We start from the raw sequence: 24,176 nt of genomic DNA, 5'->3' as shown, positions 1-24,176 counted from the left end.
GCTTGCCCTGGGATGTATGCGATTCGTATTTACCTGGGTCTCAAATAATGCCAGCATAAGCCTAATTAGCTTAACTTCGTTCCTTCTCCTCTGGGGAGTTTTCTTTTTACGAATAAAGTTACCGGTTCTGATAGGATTAGTTCTTACTGTATTAGGCATTATTTTGGCCTTGTGTCTCTATAGAAGCCACATTAATCGAGTTTCTTTGATTGTCCTTTTAAATTTGTTTTACTGGCTTTTAATTGGTGTTACAGTTGGTGGGATCCACCCGGCAGACCTTCTTAATCTCGGATTTTTCGATGGTGATGGAAAGATTTTCGTTGCCTATCTACCGCTTTTGTTCTTTACTTTGATGCCTGTGAACATGCGATACGTTCACAGTGCTTTAAAGAGCGCGATGGTTATTGGGGGGTATGCAATTGGTTTGTTCGTAATTTGGTGGTTTTATCACCCAAAATTTCTTTCAGGTGGAACCGCGGATGATTTTGTTGGATTTCATGCTATGCACAATACGGCAGGGCTATTTTTCGGTGTGCTTGCTACACTTTTTTTGATCATTGGGTTAGAGACTCGTAGATGGGCCCTGGTGTTTCTTGCTGGAGGACTTGTGTTTGTTGTTTTCGGCACGGCTTCGCGTCAAGCTCTTGTGGCGTTTGCGGTTGCGCTCTTGTGGTATCTGGTGAGAAATTGGCGAATTCGTAGTCTAATTACGGGAGCCTTGATTATCTTAATCACCTTGGTTTCGTTACCGATTGTTGCACCTCAGACTTTTCAACGTACTAAAGATGTATTTACAGAGGAGGTTATTTCATCGGCGATTCTTACTGCTCAGCGTAGACAATGGATGCCTGGTAGAGAACGTCTTTATGTTGGGGAGAATCACAATCTTATGGTTCGCATGCTTTATTGGACTTATGCCAGTCGCCTCTTTATAGATAGTCCAATATTCGGCATTGGATTTGGTCGCTTTAATGATATGAACACGGGATTCATTGGCCATCGTGGGTTGGTCTACTTTGCTACTAAAGGGGATAGAGTAATTAGTGATCTCTCTGCCCATAATTCATATCTTCATTTATTAGCCGAGTTGGGTGTCACGGGTTTAACGTTACTTCTTTTGGTCTGGTTAATGATTTTTCGTAGCCTTGGTATAGCAAGAAAGCGATTGGTTGGGCCAGGCTTAACACATGCTTATCTTTTCGCTTGTCAGGGACTGATAGTCTTTGTTCTTGTTGGGGCTCTTTTTGATCACGGACTTGGAGCCCCAAGTTTGATTATTCCTGTTGGGATTTTTGTTGGATCTGCTTATGGATTAGTTCGCAAAGCTCGAATGCTATTTGAGGAGTGACAGGATGTGGCGCTTAATACTGGTATCACTGCTTCAGGGCAGATAAGGTTAAACAGGTGAGGTGAAGACAGTGTCGCCATTACCCAATTTCATCTATCTAGGTCCTAGCAAGGCCGGTTCGTCATGGCTTTTCCAGGTTCTTAAATGGCATCCCGAAACCTATATAACTCCAGCGAAGGATCTATATTTCTTTGACCGCTTTTTTCACAGGGGAGTTGACTGGTACAGTCGGCAATTTGAAGGGGCCAAAGGTTATAGGGTTGTTGGTGAGATTTCCCACGATTACCTTTTTTCTTTGAAAGCGGCTGAGAGGATGGTTAATTTAATTCCAGACGTTCGTTTGATGGTTTGTTTGAGGGAGCCCGTTGCACGGGCTTTTTCTGCATTTCTTTATCTTCGTAAACACGGACTTTGTAGTCCTTGTTTCGAGAGTGCATTGGAAGAACACTCGAGTTTCCTTGCTCATGGAATGTATTGGTCCCACTTACGTTCCTATTTGGAAATATTCAGTAAAAGCAAAATCCACATCTGTCTTTTTGATTCGTTGGAAGATAACCCGGTACAGTTTTCCCAAGATGTTTTTTCTTTTCTAGGAGTTCAGCCGTTAATCATTCCAAAATACCTACATAGTAAAACGCTCCCTGCTTCAACTTCACGCTCGTCACATCTTTCCCGTTTGATTAAGTCGGGGGCTAATTTGGCGAGGAAGTGGGGGTTTGCTCGGCAGGTCGGTCAAATCAAGGCATCACGTGGGATCCAAAGGTTGTTATATAGGTCCTTTCGGCCTGATGAGAGGCCACTCCTGTCAGAAGTTATGCGAGCAAGGCTCACGGAGATCTTTCGGCCAGACGTTACTGCAACGGCAGAGTTGATCGGCATCGATTTACCAGGTATCTGGGGTTATTCTGAAGGGCGAAAATCGTGAAGGTCGCTATAGTGCACGATTGGCTGGTAACTTATGCTGGTTCTGAACGAGTTCTTGAACAGTTGTTACTTGTTTTTCCTGACGCCGACTTATATAGCATCGTAGATTTTTTGCCTGGTCACGAACGAGAGTTCCTTCGAAGTAGGTTCGTTCACACCTCATTTATTCAACGACTTCCTTTTGCTAAACGAGGATTCCGATGGTATCTCAATCTTATGCCGCTAGCGGTGGAACAGTTAGATCTATCAGGTTATGATCTTGTTTTATCGAGTTCGCACGCTGTGGCAAAAGGTGTAATTACTGGACCTGACCAACTACATGTTAGTTATGTACATTCTCCTCTTCGTTATGCTTGGGACCAGCAGGTGCAATACTTACGTGAACATAGTCTAAGCCGGGGGCCTAGAAGTTGGGTATTGCGGTTACTTTTACACTGGCTCCGTATATGGGATGTCCGTACAGCCCCTGGGGTAGATCACTTTTTGGCAAATTCAAGGTTTGTTGCTCGGCGGATCCGAAAAGTTTACCGGAGGGAAGCACGGGTTATTCATCCCCCGGTTAATACTGATGCTTTCCAACTACAACCTGACAAGAAGCCCTATTTTTTGGCTGCATCTCGACTTGTTCCTTACAAAAGGGTAGATCTCATTGTTGAAGCTTTTTCGAAGATGCCGGAACGGAGACTTATTGTTATAGGCGATGGTCCTGAGCGGAAGAGAATTGAGTCACTGGCTGGACCAAATGTTTCTATTTTGGGTTACCAGCCGCCGGAAACCTTACAGCATCATATGCGGTTAGCTTCTGCTTTCATCTTTGCTGCCGAGGAGGACTTTGGCATTTTGCCAGTAGAGGCTCAGGCGTGTGGGACACCGGTCATTGCTTACGGTAGGGGAGGCATCTTGGATTCAGTAGTTAATCTTGGACAAAAGGATCCGACAGGCATTTTATTTACTGAACAATCGATTGATAGTTTGATCGATGCGATCTCGATTTTTGAAGATCACCGTGATGCGTTTTTGCCAAACGTCATAAGACAAAACGCTCTCCGCTTTGGCGAAGAACGTTTCCGTAAAGAGATTTCTGATTTTGTGTCCAAGCGTTATCACGAATTCAAAGCATCTTTTGATGATAATCGGTAGATGATACTTTGACTTATAAGCACTTAGCTGAATTGTTCCGTTCGATCATGCCGTGGACGATGTTATGGGGAGGATTTGCTTTCTGGGTTGTAGTCGCCTCTCTCATGTCCGGAGATATATCTCAGGCCGTAATGTGGTTTTTTCAGGCTCTTTTCGCGATATTTCTAGGACTAGCTTTTTCCTACTTTCGTAAAATCTGGTCCTATCTTGCATTTGCAATACTAGCTGTTTTAGTTACGACTCTGGCCATTCACTCGTGGTCACAAGCCCGACAATGGCAAAGTTTTTGGGGCGCTTCTAACAGTGTTATTGAACCAAGTGATTATGAGCAGAGTTGGATCGTTGTCGAGGCCGATTCTTTCCCTAGTGGAAACCGCGAGTTTATCTATCAGACCTTTCGAGATGGTAACCCTATTAAGGGTCGGAACTTCCGAGTCACAATTTCACTCAAGACTGGCTCGACAAGGGGTGGGTTTTTAAGCCTGTTAGCTGCCAATCCTTTTGGTGCTTATAGTTCACTGCCGGTTCAAGCAACAAATGAATGGAGTGAGCTTGAACTTGTATGGCGGGTTCCTGAAGGTGTTAATTCTAGGGAACTGCGTATCGGTTTATCGGGATTTATTGGTTCAGAAATCTGGATTAATTATTTAACGGTTGAAGAGGAAGTTATGGGCGGGTGGCAGTTAGTAAAAGATTTTAAATCGGTTGGGATTAGTGTGCAGAAATTGGAAGGCTCCTCTGTAAACTCCCGGCAGCCGGTGGCACCTAAAGAGCAATTGGTATTCAGGCTGGGGAAAAGTGATTTAGTCGCAAATCAGGGGTTTTTACCCTGGAGCAAAAAACGTCAACATGTTATTACTAACCATCCCAATCTTGACGGTCATACTATTGGCTTGCTCGGCGCCACTACACTCTTGTTACCCGCACCATTTTCAGTTGTTGGGGCTTTGGTTACTATGGTTGGTATTGGTTTGACAGGTAGTCGCATTTCTTGGATCATGATCAATTTTGTTTTAGTCATGTGGGCGTTGTTGCGTTTGTCCCGCCGTTGGATGTTTCTTGCAATTGGTGCAGTGATTTTTGTTAACGCTGGATTGTACTTTGTTGCTACAAGTGGTTCTGAGCGACTTAGCCTTGTACCCATAATTTCTGAGCGACTTAGTCTTGTACCAGCATCTAAAGAAGATTCCTCAAGTCAAATGTCAAGACCAGAAATTTGGCGTTATGCTTTGGCTTCAGCTTTCAAGAATCCTATTACCGGGACTTCGCAATCGTTTGATTCCATGCTTGAAGACAACTTCATTGGAAAACACCGTCCATTCTTTCCAAAGCATGCTCATAATTTTGTGTTACAAATGGCTTTTCAGCACGGTATTTTCGGTGCGATAGCGGCATTGTGGGTCACTGTAGGAATTTTGCTAATTGGATTCCGTTGGGGTGGGATTTGGGGTCTCACGTACGGTTTGTTACCAATTATACTTAACCTTCCAGATTTTACCTTTTTCTTCGTTGGAGTTTTGGCACCAATGACACTTGGGCTTAATCTTATTCGTTCGGAATCGTATTCAGCTATCCGTAATGGTGAGTCTTAGCTAGGAATTTGTGAAAGACAAAAGAGGTTCGTGGAAAAGCAGTTTATTGAATTTATCGCACCTTGTTTATTTATGAGTTTCGTGTTTTCGTAACTATAAATTGGCTTGCCGTATCATCTATCCGCTAAATGTTGTGATGTCAAACATTGCTGTCATTATTTGGCTTTAGTGAAGGCACCTACGGATTCTAGATAATCCATAAGGGTTTTCACGCTGTCTTCGATAGAGAGTTTAGAAGTATCGATGAACACTTCGGGGTTTTCAGGGTTTTCGTAAGGTGAGTCTATACCGGTAAAGTTAGAAATCTCTCCGGATCTTGCTTTCTTATAGAGACCCTTAGGATCTCTTTTTTCAAGGATGTTAAGGGGTGCATGAACGAATACTTCGATAAATTCGCCGTCACCAACAAGTCCTCTAACAAGATCGCGATCAGCTCGAAATGGACTAATAAAAGCAGTCATTACAATGAGTCCAGAGTCCAAGAACAATTTCGATACTTCACCAATACGGCGAATGTTCTCTACTCTGTCCTCGTCGGAGAATCCCAAATCTTTGTTGAGGCCGTGTCGAACATTATCACCATCAAGAATATAGGTGTGGTGTCCTAATTTGTGCAAGTGGCTCTCGAGAGCATTAGCGAGTGTGGACTTTCCAGCACCGGACATTCCTGTTAGCCATAAGATCGCAGGGCGCTGGTGTTTAGTGCCGGCTCGGTCATTTTGGGTTATACGGTGGCTATGCCAAACAATGTTGTCTGTTGGTATAGACATTAAGAAGCCCTCTGGGTTTCGATTAGGATCTCAGCAATTTCAGGCCGTGTAAATTGACTTGGTGGTTTCTTACCAGTCGCAAGAAGTTCTCGGACCTTTGTACCAGAAAGAAAAACATGATTGTCTCCACCATGGGGGCAGCTTTTTTGGGAAGCCATTTGACCACAAACTTTACAAAAGAAGGCATGCTCGAACTTTAGTGGTTCGATATGCAATTCCTTTCGACTAAATCGCTCAAAAATTTGTTGAGCCTCATATGTCCCGTAGTAATCACCTACTCCAGCATGGTCTCTACCAACAATAAAATGGGTACAGCCGTAATTCTGGCGTGATATTGCATGCAAAATAGCTTCCCGTGGACCTGCGTAACGCATAGCAGCAGGGTAAGTCCCTAAAAATACGCGGTTTTCAGGATAGTAATTCTTCAGCAGTGTTTGATAACAGCGCATACGAACATCAGCTGGAATGTCGTCGGATTTCGTGCTTCCTACAAGAGGATTAATAAAAAGCCCGTCGACATTTTCGAGTGCAACTTTGGTTAAGTATTCGTGAGCTCGATGAATAGGATTACGTGTTTGGAAGGCAACTACAGTGCTCCACCCCCTGTTAGCAAATTCAGTACGAGTTTTCTCGGGTGTAAAGCTTTGGTTGGGGAACGGACTGCTCGAGAAGCTGTTAATAAGATGAACTGGTCCACCTAGGTAGACAGTTCCAGCAGAAATCATCGCAGCAACCCCAGGGTGGTTTCCGTCGGTTGTGCCATAGACTTTTTTGGCTTCGACAGACTGGTTAGGGCGATAGACATCCGTGACTCTGATGAGTGCAAGTACAGTACCGTTTGGGTGTCGAAGGGCAACTTCTGCTTCGGGTTCTATGCCTATCGCTTCTTGCTCAGAGATTTGTAGAGTGATAGGAATGCTCCAAACTACACCGGTCGGTAGTCTGAGCTTATCGAGGATAGTGTAATATGCCTCCTCGGTTACAAAACCGTCAAGGGGGCTATACACTCCAGTAGCTAGACACTCGAGATCATGCAGGCCGCGTTCTGATAGCACTACTGAAATTGCTTTCGAGCCAATCTCAATTGCCTTCTTACGATCGTTACCGGTTAGCGTTCGTTGTATGAGGGCCCCACCGTGCGGTGGAATAATTGCATCACTCATTTATACTCCAAGGATTAGAAAGTTCTATTCAACACCAGATGAAATATTATAGTAGTTTACAAGAAGAGTCAAGTAGTGTGTGAGAGGAAAGGGGTTATCTTGAAACATCTACACTACACCCTACATTTAGGTTATAGCGCTTTTAGTTGAGTTATTAGGTAATCACAATGACGGAAGTGTGTGTCGTTAACACAGGCTATTGTTGACTAATACTATCTATAATCTTTTTTGTTAACAGACTTGATGTCGGTGTCCATAATGACCACTAGTTGAAGTTTTTCAAAATAACTATTGCGTTTACAAGCAAGTTTAGTCATTTACGGGCAGGCCGGGTGCATTAAGGCCACAGGCTACGAGGAATTCGGGGTTAAACAAGTCCTCTTTATTATAGAGCAAGGGGTCCCCGTTCTCTAAGCTAACTATTAAGCCACCCGCTTCCTCAACAATGGCCTGTGCTGCTGCTGTATCCCACTCCATTGTCGGACCGGTCCGGGGATATAGATGGGCGCCGCCGCTTGCGACTTCGCAGATCTTCAGGGCGCTACCTTTGGCTACCAGGACCACTTCACGGTTCTTTTTTAGAGATTCGAGAAAGCGGTGAGTAGCCTCGTCGGTGTGAGAACGACTGATCATCACAGTAACACTCTCCGGTTCGGGGTCGATTGTAGAGATTTTCTTAGAAGGGGATGTTCCTTTACGACAACTAGCGCCTTTACCTAATGCTGCCTCGAAAGTCAGATCTAAATCCGGAGCGTGGACGACACCAAGGACTGGCTTTCCCCATTCTATCAGCGCTATGTTTACTGTGAATTCCCCGTTTCGCTTCACGAACTCTTTTGTGCCATCGAGCGGGTCAACAAGCCAAAAGTGTTGCCAATTGCGTCGAACGGCATAGGGGACCTCAGCTGATTCCTCACCTAGGATAGGGACGCCAGGAGTAACTTTACTTAGTTCCTTGGTGATTAGACGCTGTGAAGCTAGATCAGCTTTGGTTAGAGGGGATTTATCAGTCTTCGTCATCACATCGAAGTTAGTCTGATATATTTCAAGGATCTTTTTTCCAGCCCTACGGGCTATTTCCGATACCTCTGTTAGCAGAGAATATGGGTCGGGGAAAGCCTGTAATTTTTGCGCACTATCGCCCGTAAAAGGTTGTTCATTTTCCATTGCAGGAGCAATAATATCCTAGATTAGTGAGAGAAAGTGTAAAAACCCGTCTGTGACGGGATTTTCCTTTTGACTTTACTTGGGACATAAAGCAACTCTTCGCGTCATTATTGGTCCAGAATCGTCTTTTTATACTGGGTCGTCGGTTCGGGTTTGGGTTTGAAGGTACCAGTTTATAGTTTCTTTGAGTCCTTCAGTAAGTCCAATGGNTGCTTGCCAATTCAGGAGCTGTTTTGCCTTAGAAGTGTCGGAAAAATTCCGCCTGATTTCGCCGGCTAATGGATTAGTGTGTTGTACTTGCACCCCTTGAACGCCTGCTTGGCTTAGTAGGGAACTTATTAGTTTCGCTATTTCGGAAATAGTAGTTTCTCGATTACTAGCAATTTGGAAGACCTCGCCGCCTATATTTGGTGTGTAAGCAGCCTTAACTATTGCTCCGATCAAGTCGTCTATATAGACAAAATCACGAGTTTGAGATCCATCCCCATAGATCTCTAGAGGTTCACTAGCTAGGCCCTGTCGAATGAATTTTGCCACCACGCTTCCCTTGTGATCTGAGCCAGGCCCGTAAACATTACCGAACCTAAGGGCAATCGTTTCGATACCGAAAGTACCGTGATAGGCACATAGATAACCTTCGCAGGCAGACTTGCTTGCACCGTACGGACTCTTGGGTTTCGGTACCATATCCTCATTTATGGGTGGCGTCACGTCACCGATGACTGTACCTCCGCTAGAGGCAAACACAAATTTGGTGATGCCGTGTTCACGTGCGGCTTCGAGGTAGTTTAGCGTGCCCAAAACGTTAGCGCTACAGTCAAGAAGGGGGTCTTCGATGGAGGGTTGCACTCCAGTGTTGCCAGCGAGGTGAACTATTGCTTCAATGCCTTGAGTCGCACGAAGTGCAAGATCAGCATCGCGGATGTCTCCTACTACAAGCTCTACCCCATCAGGCGGCCCTACAAGATTTTCCGCTGTGATCTCCCTATAACTGCCGGTCTCAGCTAGGTTTTTTCGTGAGCCCACCGAGAGGTTATCGATAATACGAATAGCACCTTTGTTCGATTTATATAGATGGTTGACAAGGCGACTGCCGATGAAGCCTGTTCCACCAGTGATGAGCCAGTTCACGATTTCCTCCGGAACGTAATGTTACCAGTTGATTAGGTGTTTCTAAGCAAGCTGAGCAGGTAATGTCGGTATGGGTTGTCCGGCGACATTTCATGGGCGAGATCGAATACCTCTGCTTCTGAGATCCAACTCCTACAAAAGGCAATTTCCTCTGGGCAGGCAATCTTTAAGCCCTGACGAGCTTCAACGGTTTCAACAAAATTAGCAGCTTGCAAAAGACTTTTGTGGGTTCCAGTGTCGAACCAAGCGCTACCTCTTCCTAGGAGCTCTACTTGCAGTTCATCATTCGCAAGGTAGCGCTTGTTGACGTCCGTAATCTCAAGCTCACCTCTGGCTGATGGTTGAAGTTCTCGTGCGAAAGAGGCAGCGCGAGCGTCAAAAAAATAGAGGCCGGTAACTGCATAATTACTTTTGGGGCGCTCAGGTTTCTCTTCAAGACTCTTTATCTTGCCTGCACTGTTAAATTCTATGACACCGTACCGGTGGGATTCATCAACGTAGTAACCGAATACCAGAGCCCCGTGCTCTAATTGTGCTGCTTTTTCTAGTCGGGCGGAGAGGCCCTGGCCAAAGAATATGTTGTCACCAAGTACCAGGCATGAGGGACCCCCGTCGGTGAAAGTCTCACCAATTAGGAGGGCCTGGGCAAGACCCTCAGGTCGAGGTTGTACAGCATATTCGAAAGCCAAGCCCCACTGATTTCCGTCACCAAGTAAACTCTGGAACAGGGGTAGATCGCGAGGGGTAGAGATGATAAGTATCTCTCTTATGCCAGCCAACATTAGAACCGTGAGTGGGTAATAGATCAGGGGTTTATCGTATACCGGTAGAAGTTGCTTGCTGATCCCTCGCGTGGTTGGGTGAAGACGGGTGCCGGAACCGCCCGCTAGAATGATTCCTTTCACACTACACCTGAGGTCCCACTTGGTTCATGTCCTCGCCAGAAACCAGCTCGTTAGCCCAATCAAGATGTTCAAGGTACCAATGAACTGTCTTAAGTAAGCCGCTCTTAAAGCTTTCGGTCGGCTTCCAACCAAGATCTAGACGGAGCTTAGAGGAGTCGATTGCATATCGAAAATCGTGGCCGGGTCGGTCTTCTACAAAGATGATCTGATCAGCGTAAGCTCGGGTTTTCGGTTGAAGTTCGTCAAGGATTGCACAAAGGGATTGAGTCATTTCGAGGTTAGTGTGCTCTTCGTTCGTCCCAATATTGTAACTGTTTCCTATTGCCCCTCGATCAAGTACTGTAAGCAGACCCCGAATGTGATCTTCAACGAACAACCAATCACGGATATTGTCTCCCCGTCCATACAATGGTATGGGTTCTCCCGCAAGGGCTTTGAGAATAACGGTTGGTACCAGTTTCTCCGGGTGCTGGTAAGGCCCATAATTGTTAGAGCAGTTAGTGTTTAGTACGGGGAGGCCGTAGGTGTGGTGGTAGGACCGTACGAAATGATCCGCAGAGGCTTTACTTGCTGCATAGGGCGAGTTCGGGTCGTAAGGACTGTTTTCGCGGAAAAACCCCTTTTGCCCTAGACTGCCAAACACCTCGTCAGTCGATACGTTGAGGAAACGAAATTGGTTCTNGAGTACTTCAGANAGGCTGTTGAAATATGACCGGACTACTTCGAGTAGCGTAAAGGTACCCACGACGTTCGTCTGTACAAATATGTCTGGGGAGTCTATGGACCGGTCCACATGAGTTTCAGATGCAAGGTGCAAAACTGCGTTTGGAGCGTAGATTTCGAACAGGCGACTCATTGCCTGGGCGTCACAAATGTTGACGTGCTCAAAGTGGTACCGAGGGTTCCCAGTGATGGACTGGAGGGAGGACTGATTACTGGCATAGGTTAGAAAATCAGCGTTAACGATTTGGTGATCGGTTTGTTCGACTAAGTGTCGAACCAGTGCCGATCCGATAAAACCGGCTCCTCCAGTGACCAAAATAGTGNTATCAGGCATTTTNNGNTTCTCCGANAAGACTTTCGCCATCCTTGTACTTGAANGGAATTTCGATGTTAGCTAGTTTTGGTAAACTCTTATCCCGTTTGGAGATATTGGGATTAACTAATCCCCAATCTATACATAGATCAGGATCATTCCAAATTATTCCCAGTTCGCTATCACGATTGTATTCAGCAGTTACTTTGTACGTAATGTAAGCTTCTTCGCTTAGCACTAAGAATCCGTGCGCGAATCCAACAGGTAGGTACAGTTGATGATGGTTTTCCTCGGATAGATTGGCCGCAACCCAAGAGCCGAATGTCGGTGAGCCTTGCCTGATATCAACTGCGATATCAAGGATTTCCCCGTGAACTACGGAGATCAATTTCCCCTGTGAATAGGGTGGGGTTTGAAAGTGTAGCCCCCTGAGCGTACTTCGGGTGGATCGAGAGCAATTATCCTGGACAAAAGTTTCAGGAATACCCCCCTTCCGGTAAACGGAGCTCTTGTAAGTTTCGAGGAAAAATCCCCTAGAATCGGGGTAGACCGTTGGTTTAACCAGGATTACTTCAGCGATAGAGAGTGGGTGAAAAGTAGTCACGAAATTAGTTTCTCCCGTAGGGCCTGCCAGCGTGAAATGTCGAGCGATATATCCTCAGGAAGATCAACGCCAGCACTCGCGCGCGATCCCCGTACCACATCAGGCTTCCTACGTTGGGCCAACTCGAACACACTTTTTCGTTCAGTAGCTATATGGAGGGTGTTGAATGGGACAGAGTCGAAGTATCTAATCGCCAGAGCTATGTCAGGGCCAATCACGTCTACATAGTCCTGCGAAGTGTAGACATCATCGAAGGCTATCGGGTAAGTCCATTGGCGGGGCCGGAAGCTGGTGCGTATAACTAGGGCATTCTGGTGGACCCTTACGACTTCCTCAGCAACGAGTTTAGAAAGACCGTAGTGGTTTCTAGCAGGACCAGGCTGGTCGTTCTCGAGATAGTGACCCCGGTCGCCGTAGAATACGTAATCGGAAGAAATGTGCACAAGGGGAATTTTTCGTGGAACAAGCTCGCGGACTAGGGAAGTCGTTCCGGCAACGTTGACAGCCCAGCAGGCTTGTCGTTCCCTTTCTGCCCCACGGACATCAGTATAGGCTGCTGCATGAACAACAAGATCAGGTTTATATCGTTCTATGGATTTTACTATCGTGTCCGATTTGGTGAGATCCAATTCAGAGCGAGGTGGTGTGGTCATTTCAAGATGTCGTGATAGTTCTCGCCCTAGGCGTCCACTCCCCCCTGTTAATAGAACGCGCCCTGCGGATTCCGCTTGCATAGTTGCAATCTAGCATGACATTAGTTGGTTTAGGTCGTTGGGTAAAGATTGGACGGCTCGATAAGTCAGCAGCGGGAGGAGGGGGTTGACCTACAGCTATTTTGCAGGACTATCTTTTATTGATATTGGCGGCTGGAAGGTTTCGCGAAGAAAAAAGGGAAGAGTTGCTACCATACTGGCGATCACCGCAGCTAGAGCAGCAGCATGCCAAGGGTCATTTTCCCTTAGCGGATTAATTGGCGGTTTTGCTAAGGAAAGAGTGTTGGCGCTAGCTAAGGTGAGGCCCCGAACAGTTTGTATCGCCGTAGAGGTTGCCGAAAGATCCCTGTAGGAAGTTCGGGAATCGCTTAGGCGCCTTGAAATCTCTTCTCGTTTTTGAGCAAGTTCGCTTAATCTAGTAAGTAGACCGCTCGTTGTGTCAACGAGGTCCTGAAGTTGTTCTTGCAGGACACTCCTCTCAGCTATAGAAAGTTCGAGTTTAAGCTTACTGGCGCGTAGTTTCCGTTCTAGTTCCAGCTTTTCTGATTGAGTGTCAAGAAGGCCCTCATGTATATCTGGCATCGGGTCATCGAAACCACTAATCTCTAGGAGTTGCGACTCAAGCACCATTTGCTCCCGCTCTGCCACTCTTGTAAGACTATCTAGTTCTTCTAAGCGATTCGTCCCTTTGACGATTTTCTGGTTAATATTAACCAGATTTGATTCTAAGAGCTTGAAGTTGTCAATGGATCTAAACTTTTGCCATTCCGTCTCAATAGTCTTCAGTTCTTCGCTTATGTTCTGGAGCCTTAAGACAATCGAGCTGTTGCTGGGAGCGAGTGGTGCTAAGAGCGATTCCCGGACTGCAGTGAGAGTTACTTCAACCCACGTATTAGTGAGATCAGCTGCGGTGCCCGGGTCGGTATGAACTAACTGGTGGTCGACAACTAGAGGAAACCCTTTTTCTACACCATTGGTTACTTGCTCAGCAGATCGTATAATTGAACTAGCTGCTTTCAAGTCACTGACTGTCAGGTTAGTTTCAGGGTAAACTTCGAGGGTTTCCGCCATAACTCTGGCGCTTAGTGCCAAAGCCTTGTATTGGTTTAAAGTCGCGTAAACGAGCGGTTGGAAGCGGAGAACGCCTTCANCTACAAATTCTACTGAGGGTGGTGCTAGGATGACTGTGCTCGAGACCCGAAACAACTCAGGTTTGCGAGTTACTGAAAAGTAGCCTACGGTTCCAGCGACCAAGGCGACGATTACTATAAAAGGAAGTCCTCGCCTAATAATCAAGTACAGACTGCGAAAAGATATTTCATCGGTATTGACAGTCATGAAGGTCTCTCCTTCCAATCGCAATAATGCAGTCTATTTGAGTAGACGGATGAAGCCCTCATCCTCAAGTTTAGTAACCCACGGTTTTAGGTCCTCGAGGGTTAAGTCGAGACTTCTTCCTGCCTCTTCAATAGTTTCACCGTTACTAAGCGTTTTAAGGACATTACCTCCCAGTGTGCCAAAGGTTTCACGAAAATACATCGAAAGGTCAGTCATCGGGTTAAGTGCATCCTTCCCTCGCAAAGTTAGTACGAAACTCTGGCCTTCCCATCCTGGTGGCTCCTCAGGAAGTTGTAGGTCTTCGATGGAGTTGACAGTCGGATAACGACGATTGGTTCCTACGCGATTTGCACTTATACGCAGGAAGGCCCTCCCGTCTTTATGAAACGTATAGCCTTGATTATCAGTGCTCAGGCCACTGTACTTTTTTGGATTTGCTCTGGACTTATATCTGTTAGTTGCAATGCCAAGAAGGCTTTGGACCAAGAGCGGATCAAGGGGGTGGGCGACTAGGGGGCTATGGCTTAGGGAAAGGCTATAACGAAAAATTGCACGGAGAGCGTCAATGCGTTCGGATATGTTCCTGGCTTTTTCATGCTGAGCAGCACCAATGCTGCCGTTTAAGAAAAGCGCAAGACCGTATTCGTTATTGTGAGCAAAGGTCAGGCTTCCGGTGAATTCTTTGTGTCGCAGCTCATTTATTAGGAGTCGCACATCCGTTAACCCAGTGGAATACGAGACTCCTGGTGAAAATTGGGGAAGTGCCTGCATTACTGTGAGCTGACTGTCCGCGAAACCGCTTTGAAGTTGTGGAATTGTCAGTGCAGGGTGTCTCTCGAAATAGAANTCTATCCCCTTCTTTGTTAGGGAACCGAAATCTCCAAGACAGAACCTAGATAACAACTCGCCATCCTCTATTTTAANGATCATGTTTCCTGCATTCTGAGACAGTACCAAGGTGCCGTTTAACTTTGCCTTCTTAATGCCGACTAATAAGTCGTGCCCGGAGAGCGAACTACTACTGCCCGAGAGGCTCTTCATTTTAGTTCTCTTAGTAGATCACGGTCTTCAGTAAACGATAATTTTCCTAGGGCCTGATTCACGGGTAAAAAATTCCCCTTAGGGAAAGTTGATTCTCGCAATACTGGCTGGATGGCTTCGGTTGTCATTCGATAGTAGGTGATCATACGCCGTTTTCCATTGTTATTGACATACCGGGTGACTCCAAACCTTGCTGGGTTTGGACAGATGGCTGTCACGCCTGCTTCTTCTTTAACCTCACGGAGGGCTGCTGCGAGAAGTGATTCACCAGATTCAAGGTGACCCTTGGGGAAGACCCAGGTGCCGTCCAGGTGTCCGAGGACAAGAACCATACCCTTCGCGTCAAAAACCACACCACCTGCCCCTTGGACTATGAAATTGTTCGAATAGGGAGATTCAGGATTAGCCACTGGCGTTAATGCTATCAAACGTGCGGCAGGAATAACCAAAAACCCGCTTGTGGTGGTTAGCTTAAGGCGGTGAAAAGGTCGTACGATAGAACGGTGCATATCGATGAGAAGTGTTTTCAACAAAGGGTTCAAACTAAGTGAAGTTGGGTTTTCTGTGACTCGCTTACGTTGGATATCTCTTATGGGCGGAACGGGTTATCTCTCTCTGACTTTATATCTTGTTTTTGGGCTCAAAATGTTGTGCCCAGGAAGTGCTGTTGCCACTAATAGTATGCAGAATCTTGGAATTATNCTTGGTTACGCAAGCGTCTTCACAGGCGTTTGGTTTTGGGCTCCGAAAAACCCCTTAATCAAGATCTTTTCTGAAGTTGGGGCAGTGTTCATGTTTCTCCTATTAATTACCATTGTTGTGATAATTACTGCAATTGTGACTCTGTTGGATGGCACGCTCCGGCCCTTTGGGTGTTGATTACCTGCCTACTACTGTGCCGGCGTTCTCCAAGAATTCAACTATTCCTTCGGCTAGCGCTAGAGCCAGGGTGTTTTGGTAGCCGTAAGTTCTTAGTTTGGGACCCTCTAGCGAATTATTCAAGAATCCTACCTCTACCAGGATTGCAGGAATTCTTGCAGTGCTAATCACGTAAAACACGTTCTGTTTGACACCACGGTCTTTAGCCCCGGTTGCTGTAACCATACGGTCTTGGACAATTTTGGCGAGAGTTAAGCTGTAGTTAAGTTGAGCCTCTTTAAGAATGTCACCAGCAATGCCATTCGCGTTGGATAGCGCTTCTTGTGTCAGGGCTTCGCCTGCCGCACCACCCCCATTTTCTCTTATCGCCTGATTTATGAGGCTAGGGTTAAGAGGTTGCCCGAAGACCCAAGTCTCGATGCCTTCAGCATTAGGGTTGGGAGCTGAATTAGCATGTATGGAGATGAACAAGTTGCGATTTGGTGTGGCAAAATTAGAACGCTCCTTAAGAGAAAGGAACGTATCATTGTCGCGTGTAAGGACGGCCTCGATTCCTTTTTCTTTGAGTCGCTTTCTGAGACTCAGGGCAATGCTAAGTACTACCTCTTCCTCAACTGCAAATTCGGTACTTGCGCCAGGGTCGTGGCCGCCATGACCTGCGTCTATCACAACAATTCTACTATTTATTGCGATGTCGGCTACACTAGGTTCTGTACTAAGAATATCGACAACATCGCCGTTTAGGTTGGGCGCGAAATCTATATACAAGACCTCGTGGTTAGCGTGAGATACCTTTCCGAATTCATAACCAGTTCCGTCCGAGTCAATGTTGTGCCGTGGTTGGATGACTAGTATTAGGTCGGGACCGAATTGTTCAAAGGAAAGTTTAACTATGTTGGTTTCAGGGGTATTTAGTGTGAAGCTATCGCTTTGTGCATTCGGGAATGAGATCACCATGATTTCGTTCGTAACAGCGAAGCTAGTGGTTTGCCCAATTGGTATATCTATAGCGACACGTGTTACTAACCCGTCTGGGGAGCCTATNCGGGGTTTAGCGATATTATTTGGAAGTTCGTCACTTGTAATAATAGTGATGAGGTTGTCTTCAGGAAGCCAGTTGCTCTCACCAGCAAAAGCAGAAACGATTGGGCTAATGGCCACATATGCAACGCCGTCAACCAAAATCCCCATGGGACTTTCCATGTCCACGCCATTAAGCTTAAGTGTTCCTAAATCTTTCACTAGGCCTTTTGCGATGTCAGATGTTGTCGTAAGAGTTACCGTGATCGTGTTTTGGTGAAAGGTCAGTTCCTTGGTGGTGTTATCGAAATCGAGAGTTAAACCAAGCGCCTCCGCTAAGGGCAGGGCTTTAGCATAAGCATTTCTGCTATCGCCGTGGCTAATAAAATAGTATGGACCAGCCTCATCCCAAAGCACCCCGTTGACGCCAAGGGAGTTGTGACGTTCTTGTGCTACCCCAAAGCTGAAAAGAGGGAGGAGGAAAATCCCTACAAGGTGTATATGGAACCACCTTTTCACTCTGTGTAGATTCTAGCATGAGAGGCTTACAGCAAAGCGGAATTTCATAGTGTTAAGCGCCCACCTTAATGATCACGGTCAGTTATTTCGATGAACCGTAATCTCAATCGTTATGAGATTAGGGTGCTTGCCGCCAAAAAACTTGGGCGCTAGAGGAGTTTTCCACCCAATTGGTTTTGAATTTAAGAAAATAATGATTGCCGCTTATGCCTAACGTCCACATAGAGTGAAAGGATTACGAATACCTTTGGTTTGATGGTTGATGGTTGATGGTTGATGGAGGATGACCGGTGCTTCTAGGATATGGAAGATTAGAAAGAATGCAAGAAGAGGGCTTTAATTATTTGGCCACAGGGCACTGAGTGAGGACTATTTGATGTTCGTATAATATGACTACCCAAATGACCACCAAAGTATTGCGTTCCTGCCTATGTAAGGAATCCAGGAGTGGATTGCTTTTATTCCGTAAGCCACCTTTCCTTATAAGGCCTGTTGGGGGAGAAAATGCGGTTAAGTAGACTATTATTTAAGTGTTATTGTGGGGTATTTTTCGAATTTTATCCAATGTAATGCTTATTACACGAAATACCTTAAAAAATAAGGTAGAATTCTGTTATGAAATCTCGACTACTAATTACAGGTACCGGTTTCGCAAGAAAAATTTGCGGAGGACTCTTATGACAGATCCGATATTCAGCGCTCTCCTAATATTTATCACCGTAATCGTTGTCGGCTGTGTATCAGTTTTTGTTTATGACAACGTTCAGCGTATTTTCACAGTCTTGATAACTCGAAAACCAGCGGTTTGGACAAGATCTCGACGACGTCTTGGGAAGGTGACTCTTTTTCCTCCTTTAGTGGTCCGGACCTACGCTACCAGGAGGCCGATCCCAGTAGTTTCTTATGCTAGATCCAATCACCTTAATCCTCGTGCTGGGAATAACTGAGGGAGCAAGGTCTTTTGTGCGGACGTTTTGCGCTTTATCACTCGATCGATGTTTTTAACTCTATACTTCATTTGAAACCTGGTGAATTTCTACCGTTTACTTCCAGTTACAATATTGCGCCGAGCCAGGTGGTCCCGATTCTTTCGAAAGGCGAAGATGTTGGGCGTAAGTGGTACTTATCCAGNTGGGGTTTCATTCCTCATTGGGCTGAACCAACAAGGTTCAAAGCCAAATTATTTAATGCTCGGTCTGAGACTGCTAGTGAGAAGCCCGCATTTCGTTATGCCATGCGCATGAACCGATGCTTAGTTCCTGCAAGCGGCTATTTTGAATGGAAGAGTGAGGGCAAATCAAAAGCTCCCTATTTTGTTCGGCGAAATAATGGGCAACCTATGGTTTTCGCTGGTTTACAAAGCCTAAATTCGAGAAGAAGTACGATTGGATTAACACACACTATACTTACAACGGAGTCGAACAAGCAGATGAGGTCTTTGCACCATCGGATGCCCGTAATACTTAATCCCGAACAGTTTGGGACTTGGTTGGACCCCTTGATTTACAACACTCAAGTATTTCATAAACTTTTTGCACCTTATCCCCTTGACGAACTCGAGGTTTTCCNTGTTCCTCATAGGGTTGGAGACCCAAAACTAGATGATGTGTCGTTGATCAAGGATATTTCGGCCAAGGATACCAACCTAACTTTTCGTTAATTGGCGCCACCTATATCTCGTATAGTTTTTACAGCACCTTGATGACAGTAACGGTCAATTAAGAATCTATTGACGGTTACGGCAAGTAGGATATGAGTTGGTAAAAATGAATAGCTTATTAACTTATACAGGCAAGAGATCCCTGTGCGCTGTGTTTGCGAGTGACAGGTTTCGCTGTTTTTTGGGCGCGTTCGAGGAATGTTATTTAGTTGACGGGCAGAACGATTTACTGGGAGGGTTATGTAGGTTTAGCACTAGGTTATAAGCATTAATTCGGTGATATTGAAGGTGCTAACAATCCGAGTTCCTTGACGGGATCTACAAAGGCGCTACCGTGTTGAGGGTCCTCGAGCCTGACGAACAGCTTAAGGAGATCATTAGGCTGTAAGGAGCTTCCGCCTAAAAAACCAAGCCTCTGGCCTTGTGTTATTCGTTGGCCAGGGGTTACTTCGGGTTCGCGGAGGTTGGTATAAACCGTAAAGAAAATTGGCGAATGACGGACAATAACCATGTGGCCGTCATTNACACCCATAAAACTTGCATCTGCAATTACGCCTGCGCCGGCACTCCAAACAGCTGCGTTCGGGATCGGCGATTGGATAGCGATAAAGGAATTATTATTTTGGCCGTAGTCAGTAATAATACGCCCCCCATTTAGTGGCATTACAAAGCCTGCTGTATTTGGTGGAGCTGCGGTGAGATTATATATGAGCCCCTGTATCCTATCGGCCTCTGTAGTCAAGTTTTCACGTTCTATGTCATCGAGTCGTTCTTGGGCTGCTTGGCGCCTAAGTTCGTCTTCAAGGGCTACTAAACGTGCGATTTCATCTTGGAGTTGTTGATCGAGATTACCAAGATTTTTCTCAAGGTCGTTCTGAGCCTCTAAGAGAGCTTGTTGTTGAGCAAGTTGACCTTCGCGGGTAGTTTCAAGACTAGTTATTACTTGATTCAACTCTGTCTGGGTTTTGCCTAACGCAATTTGATTATTGGCTAACTGGTCATTCTTTTCTTTCAGAGAAACAAGGTGTTGGCGGAGATCGGCCTGAGCTTCGTCTAATTGCAAAAGGGTGGCTGCAAGTTGATTAACAACTTTTACATCTTGCTTGGCTAGAAGGGACAGATAGTAGTTTCGGACTTGTAGTTCGTGGAACGAATTTACTTGCGCTAGAACATGGCCAAAACGAGTCGCTCGTTGTCGGTGCAAGTTAATTAGAAGTGCCTGTATTCGGATGTTAAGTATCTGAAGGTCACTTTCAAAGCCTGCAATCTCGATGGTTGTAAGGTCGCGTTCTTTTTCTGTCGTTTNGATTTCGCGGTTTAGTCGGTCACTCTGAATTTGTAGTTGTACTAATCTCGCAGCAACACCATCTCGCTCAGCTATTCGGGTTTCAATGAGTTGAGCGGTGTCGCCAAGTTCAGTTGAAAGCTCACCAATCTGTTGTTGGCGTCGGGCCAAGCGANTACGATTTTCCTCGATGGCTTGTTCGAGCTCAATTTGTCTACTTCGATCCAATTCTGGTTGGGATGCAACAAACGTTAATAGTGCGAGTAAAGAGACAATGGGCCAACGCCACATACAGTGGGTGAAATTAGGGAGCGAGTTACAGATGCGAAGCATGGTACTTAACTTTAGGTACGTTCTCGCAGGTATTGTGAAACAGCGATTGTACTACCAACCAGTCCTATCAGCAGTGCTAGAGCCGTGATTAACGCAGCAACCTGACTGAGCTGAAGGGAATCTCTTACTAATGGTACGAAGGGGAAAGTGACAGTTAGGCGGTCAATTACAAAAAGATAGCTCGGAACAATAAGAGACAAGGTAACAACTGAGCTAAACAGGCCGAGAAGGAACCCTTCAACTAAAAAGGGTGCGCGAATAAAACGACGAGTGGCACCAACGAGGCGCATTACTTCTATTTCTTCACCGCGAGCAGCTATTGCTGCTCTTATTGAATTTACAATAGCAAAGAGTGCGCTAGCTAGGAGTACCACAATAAGAATTGACCCGGATATACGTAGGGCATAGTTAATTGCAATAAACGTCTCGACAGTTTCTGAACCGTCTTAAACATCTGTGACACCAGGCAGGAGTCTTAACCGATGGCTGATAAGGAGTGTTTGAGTTGGGTTATATAGTTTCAGTGCTAGGGTATCAGGAAGGGGATTGTCTACCAAAGCGGCACCTTGTTGCAGAGAAGGCAGGTCCTGGATCATTTCCATAAGAGCCACCTCCTTATTGATGTAGAAGACCTCGTTAATTTCGGGCCATTGGTTAATCTGGTCGAGGAGGAGTGTTATATCTGCATCGTTTTCTAAATATACAGCCATTTCGAGCTCACCTTGCAGGGCAACCAAGGCAGAATTCAGATTTAAGCTAACCAGACTAAACCCAGATAGGATGGTGAGGGAGAGAGTTGTGGTGGTTATGGTAGCTACACTAGCTATCCAGTTGCTACGTATAGCGCGCATGGCTTGGGAAAACACGTACATACCCGTTACCTTACCGTCATGTGTCGGTACAGTACGAAGAAGCTTAGGGCTGACAGGTATTTGAATTTGTCTTTTTTTGGAGGACTCACAGTCGCATTGCGCCTATCACAGCGTCAGTAAATTCCCTTGTAGTAGCTGTTCCCCCTAAATCAGATGTTACTGGTCCGGCTTCGAGGACTTGGTCTACTGATTGCTCTATCAGCTTGGCGTGATTATTTTCGCCCAAATGTTCTAGCATCATTGCTGCGGAAAGGATTGCACCTGTGGGGTTCGCTGTTCCCTGTCCTGCAATATCTGGTGCTGTCCCGTGCACCGGCTCAAAAATGGCATTTTCTGAACCTACGTTAGCGCTTGGAGTGAGTCCTAAGCCACCTACTAATCCCGCTATTAGATCGGAAAGGATATCACCAAATAGATTAGTAGCAACAAGTACGTCAAAGCTTCCTGGATCTAGAACTAACTTTGTGGCGGCAGCGTCAACCATCAGATCAGAGGTATTAATCTCCGGATAGTTCTTTGCTGTCTCTAAAGCCGTCTCAAGGAACAGACCTGAGGTGATTGGTAACACGTTAGCTTTGTGGATAATGACAAGTTTGTTGTCGCGACGTTTAGCTTGCTCGAAGGCTATTCGAGTGATACGGCTACTAGCAGATTTTGTTATTACTGCATCAGCTATAGCTAAATCCCCATAACGTCTTTCTTGAGCAACGTATATTCCTTCAGTGTTTTCACGGACCATCAGCATGTCGATGCCTTGGGTACTTCCTGGAACTGGTCTGGTTTTGGCGGGTCTTAAGTTGGCATACAAATCCAACTCGCGTCGAAGGTAACGTATAGCACTAAAAAAGCCTTTCACTTTGTGTTTTGGGCTGGCGAAGGCACCTGCTAGGGTCGCGTCGGTATCGACGATCGTGTTCAACGTCTCCTTGGGTACGGATCTTCCTTGCGTTTCGAAAGTGGCCCAACCAGCTTCAGCATCAACGAAACGTAATGGGAGCTCGGTATTCTCGAGCACCCTGCGAGCTTCGGGAATGATTTCCTGGCCAACACCGTCACCAGGAAGGAGACAGATTTCGTACATACCGCTCCTTTTCGTAATATCAGGCCGAGTCTTAAAACTGGAAATTAATTCGGCCGAGGCTTATACGCTAACACGATCAGCTTCAAAATGAGACTAGGTATTGGGGCTGAAGTCTTGCTTTTAGGGGTCGGGGTAGGAGACTAATAATTAGTACGTTAAAAAGCTACCTAACCAAACTACCGTTCCTAGGCTGGGCGGGTTTTTGAGCCCAAACATTCTGGGGTATTAAGCGGTCTTTAATGAGATTACTCGTAAGTAGCCGATTATTCCATTAAATCACGGCATAGGGTATTTACGAGCTAAGTCTATAACTTCATGTCGCACCGATTCTTTTTCGTTTGTTGTGAGCGACTTATTAATTAGGTGGGCAACAGTATCCATGTTAGATGGTGTTAAGCCACGGGTTGTGATTGCTGGCGTTCCAATCCGTATGCCCGAGGTTACCCATGGTTTTTCAGGGTCATTCGGGATCATGCTCTTGCTAACTGTGATGTTGGCTTCTTCGAGTCGGTCATTCGCGGTTTTTCCTGTAATCTCTTGTGGGCGTAGGTCGATTACGAACATGTGATTATCTGTGCCGCCTGATACAATGCGATAGCCCCTCTTAACCAAGGCGTTAGATAGCGCCTTGGCGTTATCAATTACTGTCTGAGCATAAGTTGTGAACTTGGGCTGCAAAGCTTCGAAGAAGGCTACTGCTTTAGCAGCTATGACGTGCTCTAGTGGGCCTCCCTGGATACCTGGGAAGATTGTCCGATCGATGCGTTTTCCAAGTTCAATATCGTTTCCAAATATGATTCCACTGCGTGGGCCCCGGAGTGTTTTATGGGTTGTGCTGGTTACTACGTGTGCATATGGCAGTGGATCAGGGTGTAGTTTTGCAGCTACAAGGCCGGCAACATGGGCAATATCAGCCAATAATAGTGCGCCAACTTCGTCAGCTATCTCCCGAAAGGTAGAGAAGTTTATAAACCGGCTGTAAGCAGATGCTCCTGCGATGATTAGTTTTGGGCGATGCTTAAGTGCAAGCGTGCGAACCTGGTCGTAGTCAATCGTTTCATTTGCTTCAGATAGTTGGTATCCAACAACTTTGTAGTTTCGGCCTGAGAAGTTAACTGGGGATCCATGAGTTAAGTGGCCTCCGTGAGCCAGATCCATGCCGAGAATTGTGTCTCCTGGTTCAAGTAGAGCGAAGTACACCGCCAAATTGGCTGAGGAGCCTGAGTGTGGCTGTACATTTGCCCATGAAGCGCCAAATAGTTTTTTAAGTCGATTCAGCGCAAGGTTTTCAATTTGGTCGACGACATGGCAACCACCGTAATAACGGCGCCCAGGGTAGCCTTCTGCATACTTGTTGGTTAGCACGCTACCCGTAGCTTCCATGACAGCTCGAGAAGTGAAGTTTTCTGAGGCAATAAGTTCTAGGCCGTCACGTTGGCGATCGTATTCACCTTGTATTAAGGAAAAGAGTTGTTCGTCATGAGGCTCATTAGAGTAAGGGCTTTTGGCTGCTCGTTCGTTGGGCAAACTCATTCTAAAAGTATAAGCTGCTTCGAATGGGGTTTTGTCGGGATATCATGAAGACGGTATATGGTTGTTTAGAAATTCTGTGTTATTGAAACAGAATTTCTAAATGCTATAGGATCTTCAACCTT

Annotated in this window: 24 protein-coding genes; 7 read left to right on the top strand and 17 right to left on the bottom strand. The window is 45.9% G+C overall.

Annotation, left to right across the window (positions count from 1 at the left end; translation table 11 throughout):
• Nucleotides 1–16 precede the first annotated feature (16 nt).
• The 4 genes from CMO31_03590 to CMO31_03575 all read left to right on the top strand — a co-directional run bounded on the left by CMO31_03590 (nucleotide 17) and on the right by CMO31_03575 (nucleotide 5,004).
• A complete protein-coding gene (locus tag CMO31_03590) occupies nucleotides 17–1,348 on the top strand; it encodes a hypothetical protein (protein MAZ53082.1) in 1,332 nt (443 codons plus the stop codon).
• A gap of 61 nt (nucleotides 1,349–1,409) precedes the next feature.
• The gene (locus CMO31_03585) at nucleotides 1,410–2,273 is read left to right on the top strand and encodes a hypothetical protein (GenBank protein ID MAZ53081.1); all 864 of its coding nucleotides are present in this window, start codon (nucleotides 1,410–1,412) and stop codon (nucleotides 2,271–2,273) included.
• Nucleotides 2,270–3,412: a glycosyl transferase family 1 gene (locus tag CMO31_03580; GenBank protein ID MAZ53080.1), complete on the top strand. Its 1,143-nt coding sequence runs from the start codon at nucleotides 2,270–2,272 to the stop codon at nucleotides 3,410–3,412. The genes CMO31_03585 and CMO31_03580 overlap by 4 nt, the downstream gene beginning before the upstream one ends.
• Before the next feature lie 8 nt (nucleotides 3,413–3,420).
• Nucleotides 3,421–5,004 carry a hypothetical protein gene (locus CMO31_03575; GenBank protein MAZ53079.1) on the top strand — a complete coding sequence of 528 codons (1,584 nt, stop codon included), beginning with the start codon at nucleotides 3,421–3,423 and terminating at the stop codon, nucleotides 5,002–5,004.
• A 155-nt stretch (nucleotides 5,005–5,159) separates the two neighbouring features.
• Here CMO31_03575 and cysC read toward each other — a convergent pair whose 3' ends face one another.
• The 11 genes from cysC to CMO31_03520 all read right to left on the bottom strand — a co-directional run bounded on the left by cysC (nucleotide 5,160) and on the right by CMO31_03520 (nucleotide 15,246).
• The gene (cysC, locus tag CMO31_03570; protein ID MAZ53078.1) at nucleotides 5,160–5,774 is read right to left on the bottom strand and encodes an adenylyl-sulfate kinase; all 615 of its coding nucleotides are present in this window, start codon (nucleotides 5,772–5,774) and stop codon (nucleotides 5,160–5,162) included.
• Complete coding sequence (gene sat, locus CMO31_03565; GenBank protein MAZ53077.1) at nucleotides 5,774–6,937, bottom strand: sulfate adenylyltransferase; 1,164 nt, start codon at nucleotides 6,935–6,937, stop codon at nucleotides 5,774–5,776. The genes cysC and sat overlap by 1 nt, the downstream gene beginning before the upstream one ends.
• A gap of 309 nt (nucleotides 6,938–7,246) precedes the next feature.
• Nucleotides 7,247–8,104: a 3'(2'),5'-bisphosphate nucleotidase gene (gene cysQ / locus CMO31_03560; GenBank protein MAZ53076.1), complete on the bottom strand. Its 858-nt coding sequence runs from the start codon at nucleotides 8,102–8,104 to the stop codon at nucleotides 7,247–7,249.
• A 129-nt stretch (nucleotides 8,105–8,233) separates the two neighbouring features.
• A complete protein-coding gene (locus CMO31_03555; GenBank protein MAZ53075.1) occupies nucleotides 8,234–9,235 on the bottom strand; it encodes an epimerase in 1,002 nt (333 codons plus the stop codon).
• A 32-nt stretch (nucleotides 9,236–9,267) separates the two neighbouring features.
• A complete protein-coding gene (rfbA, locus tag CMO31_03550) occupies nucleotides 9,268–10,140 on the bottom strand; it encodes a glucose-1-phosphate thymidylyltransferase (GenBank protein MAZ53074.1) in 873 nt (290 codons plus the stop codon).
• A 1-nt stretch (nucleotide 10,141) separates the two neighbouring features.
• Nucleotides 10,142–11,197, bottom strand: coding sequence for a dTDP-glucose 4,6-dehydratase (rfbB, locus tag CMO31_03545; protein MAZ53073.1), 1,056 nt, complete (start codon nucleotides 11,195–11,197; stop codon nucleotides 10,142–10,144).
• The gene (gene rfbC / locus CMO31_03540) at nucleotides 11,190–11,780 is read right to left on the bottom strand and encodes a dTDP-4-dehydrorhamnose 3,5-epimerase (GenBank protein ID MAZ53072.1); all 591 of its coding nucleotides are present in this window, start codon (nucleotides 11,778–11,780) and stop codon (nucleotides 11,190–11,192) included. Before rfbC ends, rfbB begins: the two co-directional genes overlap by 8 nt.
• Nucleotides 11,777–12,514, bottom strand: coding sequence for a dTDP-4-rhamnose reductase (locus tag CMO31_03535; GenBank protein MAZ53071.1), 738 nt, complete (start codon nucleotides 12,512–12,514; stop codon nucleotides 11,777–11,779). The genes rfbC and CMO31_03535 overlap by 4 nt, the downstream gene beginning before the upstream one ends.
• A 96-nt stretch (nucleotides 12,515–12,610) precedes the next feature.
• Nucleotides 12,611–13,831: a hypothetical protein gene (locus CMO31_03530; GenBank protein MAZ53070.1), complete on the bottom strand. Its 1,221-nt coding sequence runs from the start codon at nucleotides 13,829–13,831 to the stop codon at nucleotides 12,611–12,613.
• Between the two features lie 33 nt (nucleotides 13,832–13,864).
• The gene (locus CMO31_03525; GenBank protein MAZ53069.1) at nucleotides 13,865–14,872 is read right to left on the bottom strand and encodes a hypothetical protein; all 1,008 of its coding nucleotides are present in this window, start codon (nucleotides 14,870–14,872) and stop codon (nucleotides 13,865–13,867) included.
• Entirely contained in the window at nucleotides 14,869–15,246 is a 378-nt protein-coding gene (locus CMO31_03520) for a DNA mismatch repair protein MutT (GenBank protein MAZ53068.1), read from the bottom strand. The genes CMO31_03525 and CMO31_03520 overlap by 4 nt, the downstream gene beginning before the upstream one ends.
• 139 nt (nucleotides 15,247–15,385) lie before the next feature.
• On the opposite strand from CMO31_03520, the gene CMO31_03515 reads away from it, so the two are divergent.
• Nucleotides 15,386–15,751: a hypothetical protein gene (locus tag CMO31_03515; protein ID MAZ53067.1), complete on the top strand. Its 366-nt coding sequence runs from the start codon at nucleotides 15,386–15,388 to the stop codon at nucleotides 15,749–15,751.
• Here CMO31_03515 and CMO31_03510 read toward each other — a convergent pair whose 3' ends face one another.
• Nucleotides 15,752–17,290, bottom strand: a complete 1,539-nt coding sequence (locus tag CMO31_03510; GenBank protein ID MAZ53066.1) for a hypothetical protein — start codon at nucleotides 17,288–17,290, stop codon at nucleotides 15,752–15,754.
• 677 nt (nucleotides 17,291–17,967) lie between these two features.
• Between CMO31_03510 and CMO31_03505 the strand changes: the two genes are divergently transcribed.
• The gene (locus CMO31_03505) at nucleotides 17,968–18,237 is read left to right on the top strand and encodes a hypothetical protein (GenBank protein ID MAZ53065.1); all 270 of its coding nucleotides are present in this window, start codon (nucleotides 17,968–17,970) and stop codon (nucleotides 18,235–18,237) included.
• Nucleotides 18,234–18,950 carry a hypothetical protein gene (locus CMO31_03500; protein ID MAZ53064.1) on the top strand — a complete coding sequence of 239 codons (717 nt, stop codon included), beginning with the start codon at nucleotides 18,234–18,236 and terminating at the stop codon, nucleotides 18,948–18,950. Before CMO31_03505 ends, CMO31_03500 begins: the two co-directional genes overlap by 4 nt.
• A gap of 268 nt (nucleotides 18,951–19,218) precedes the next feature.
• Here CMO31_03500 and CMO31_03495 read toward each other — a convergent pair whose 3' ends face one another.
• The 5 genes from CMO31_03495 to glyA form a co-directional block, all read right to left on the bottom strand.
• Nucleotides 19,219–20,568 (bottom strand): hypothetical protein, encoded by a 1,350-nt coding sequence (locus CMO31_03495; protein MAZ53063.1) that lies wholly within the window; start codon nucleotides 20,566–20,568, stop codon nucleotides 19,219–19,221.
• A gap of 11 nt (nucleotides 20,569–20,579) precedes the next feature.
• Complete coding sequence (locus CMO31_03490; protein ID MAZ53062.1) at nucleotides 20,580–20,987, bottom strand: hypothetical protein; 408 nt, start codon at nucleotides 20,985–20,987, stop codon at nucleotides 20,580–20,582.
• Between the two features lie 27 nt (nucleotides 20,988–21,014).
• Nucleotides 21,015–21,440 (bottom strand): hypothetical protein, encoded by a 426-nt coding sequence (locus tag CMO31_03485; protein MAZ53061.1) that lies wholly within the window; start codon nucleotides 21,438–21,440, stop codon nucleotides 21,015–21,017.
• Nucleotides 21,441–21,525: 85 nt separating this feature from the next.
• Nucleotides 21,526–22,521: an isocitrate dehydrogenase gene (locus CMO31_03480; protein MAZ53060.1), complete on the bottom strand. Its 996-nt coding sequence runs from the start codon at nucleotides 22,519–22,521 to the stop codon at nucleotides 21,526–21,528.
• A gap of 276 nt (nucleotides 22,522–22,797) precedes the next feature.
• On the bottom strand, nucleotides 22,798–24,054 hold the full coding sequence (gene glyA, locus CMO31_03475) for a serine hydroxymethyltransferase (GenBank protein MAZ53059.1): 1,257 nt from the start codon (nucleotides 24,052–24,054) through the stop codon (nucleotides 22,798–22,800).
• Nucleotides 24,055–24,176: the final 122 nt, after the last annotated feature.

It is taken from the genome of Trueperaceae bacterium (genome assembly GCA_002707365.1).
Taxonomy (GTDB): Bacteria; Deinococcota; Deinococci; order Deinococcales; family Trueperaceae; genus UBA6957.
Note: the sequence above shows the minus strand (reverse complement) of the source record. Positions and strands in the feature narration are given on the sequence as shown.

What these genes read in the sequence shown, in the direction of transcription:
- cysQ (MAZ53076.1), bottom strand. Translation starts at nt 8,104, where the DNA reads ATGGAAAATGAACAACCTTTTACGGGCGATAGTGCGCAAAAATTACAG.
- CMO31_03480 (MAZ53060.1), bottom strand. Translation starts at nt 22,521, where the DNA reads ATGTACGAAATCTGTCTCCTTCCTGGTGACGGTGTTGGCCAGGAAATC.
- sat (MAZ53077.1), bottom strand. Translation starts at nt 6,937, where the DNA reads ATGAGTGATGCAATTATTCCACCGCACGGTGGGGCCCTCATACAACGA.
- CMO31_03505 (MAZ53065.1), top strand. Translation starts at nt 17,968, where the DNA reads ATGACAGATCCGATATTCAGCGCTCTCCTAATATTTATCACCGTAATC.
- CMO31_03485 (MAZ53061.1), bottom strand. Translation starts at nt 21,440, where the DNA reads ATGTACGTGTTTTCCCAAGCCATGCGCGCTATACGTAGCAACTGGATA.
- glyA (MAZ53059.1), bottom strand. Translation starts at nt 24,054, where the DNA reads ATGAGTTTGCCCAACGAACGAGCAGCCAAAAGCCCTTACTCTAATGAG.
- CMO31_03535 (MAZ53071.1), bottom strand. Translation starts at nt 12,514, where the DNA reads ATGCAAGCGGAATCCGCAGGGCGCGTTCTATTAACAGGGGGGAGTGGA.
- CMO31_03590 (MAZ53082.1), top strand. Translation starts at nt 17, where the DNA reads ATGCGATTCGTATTTACCTGGGTCTCAAATAATGCCAGCATAAGCCTA.
- cysC (MAZ53078.1), bottom strand. Translation starts at nt 5,774, where the DNA reads ATGTCTATACCAACAGACAACATTGTTTGGCATAGCCACCGTATAACC.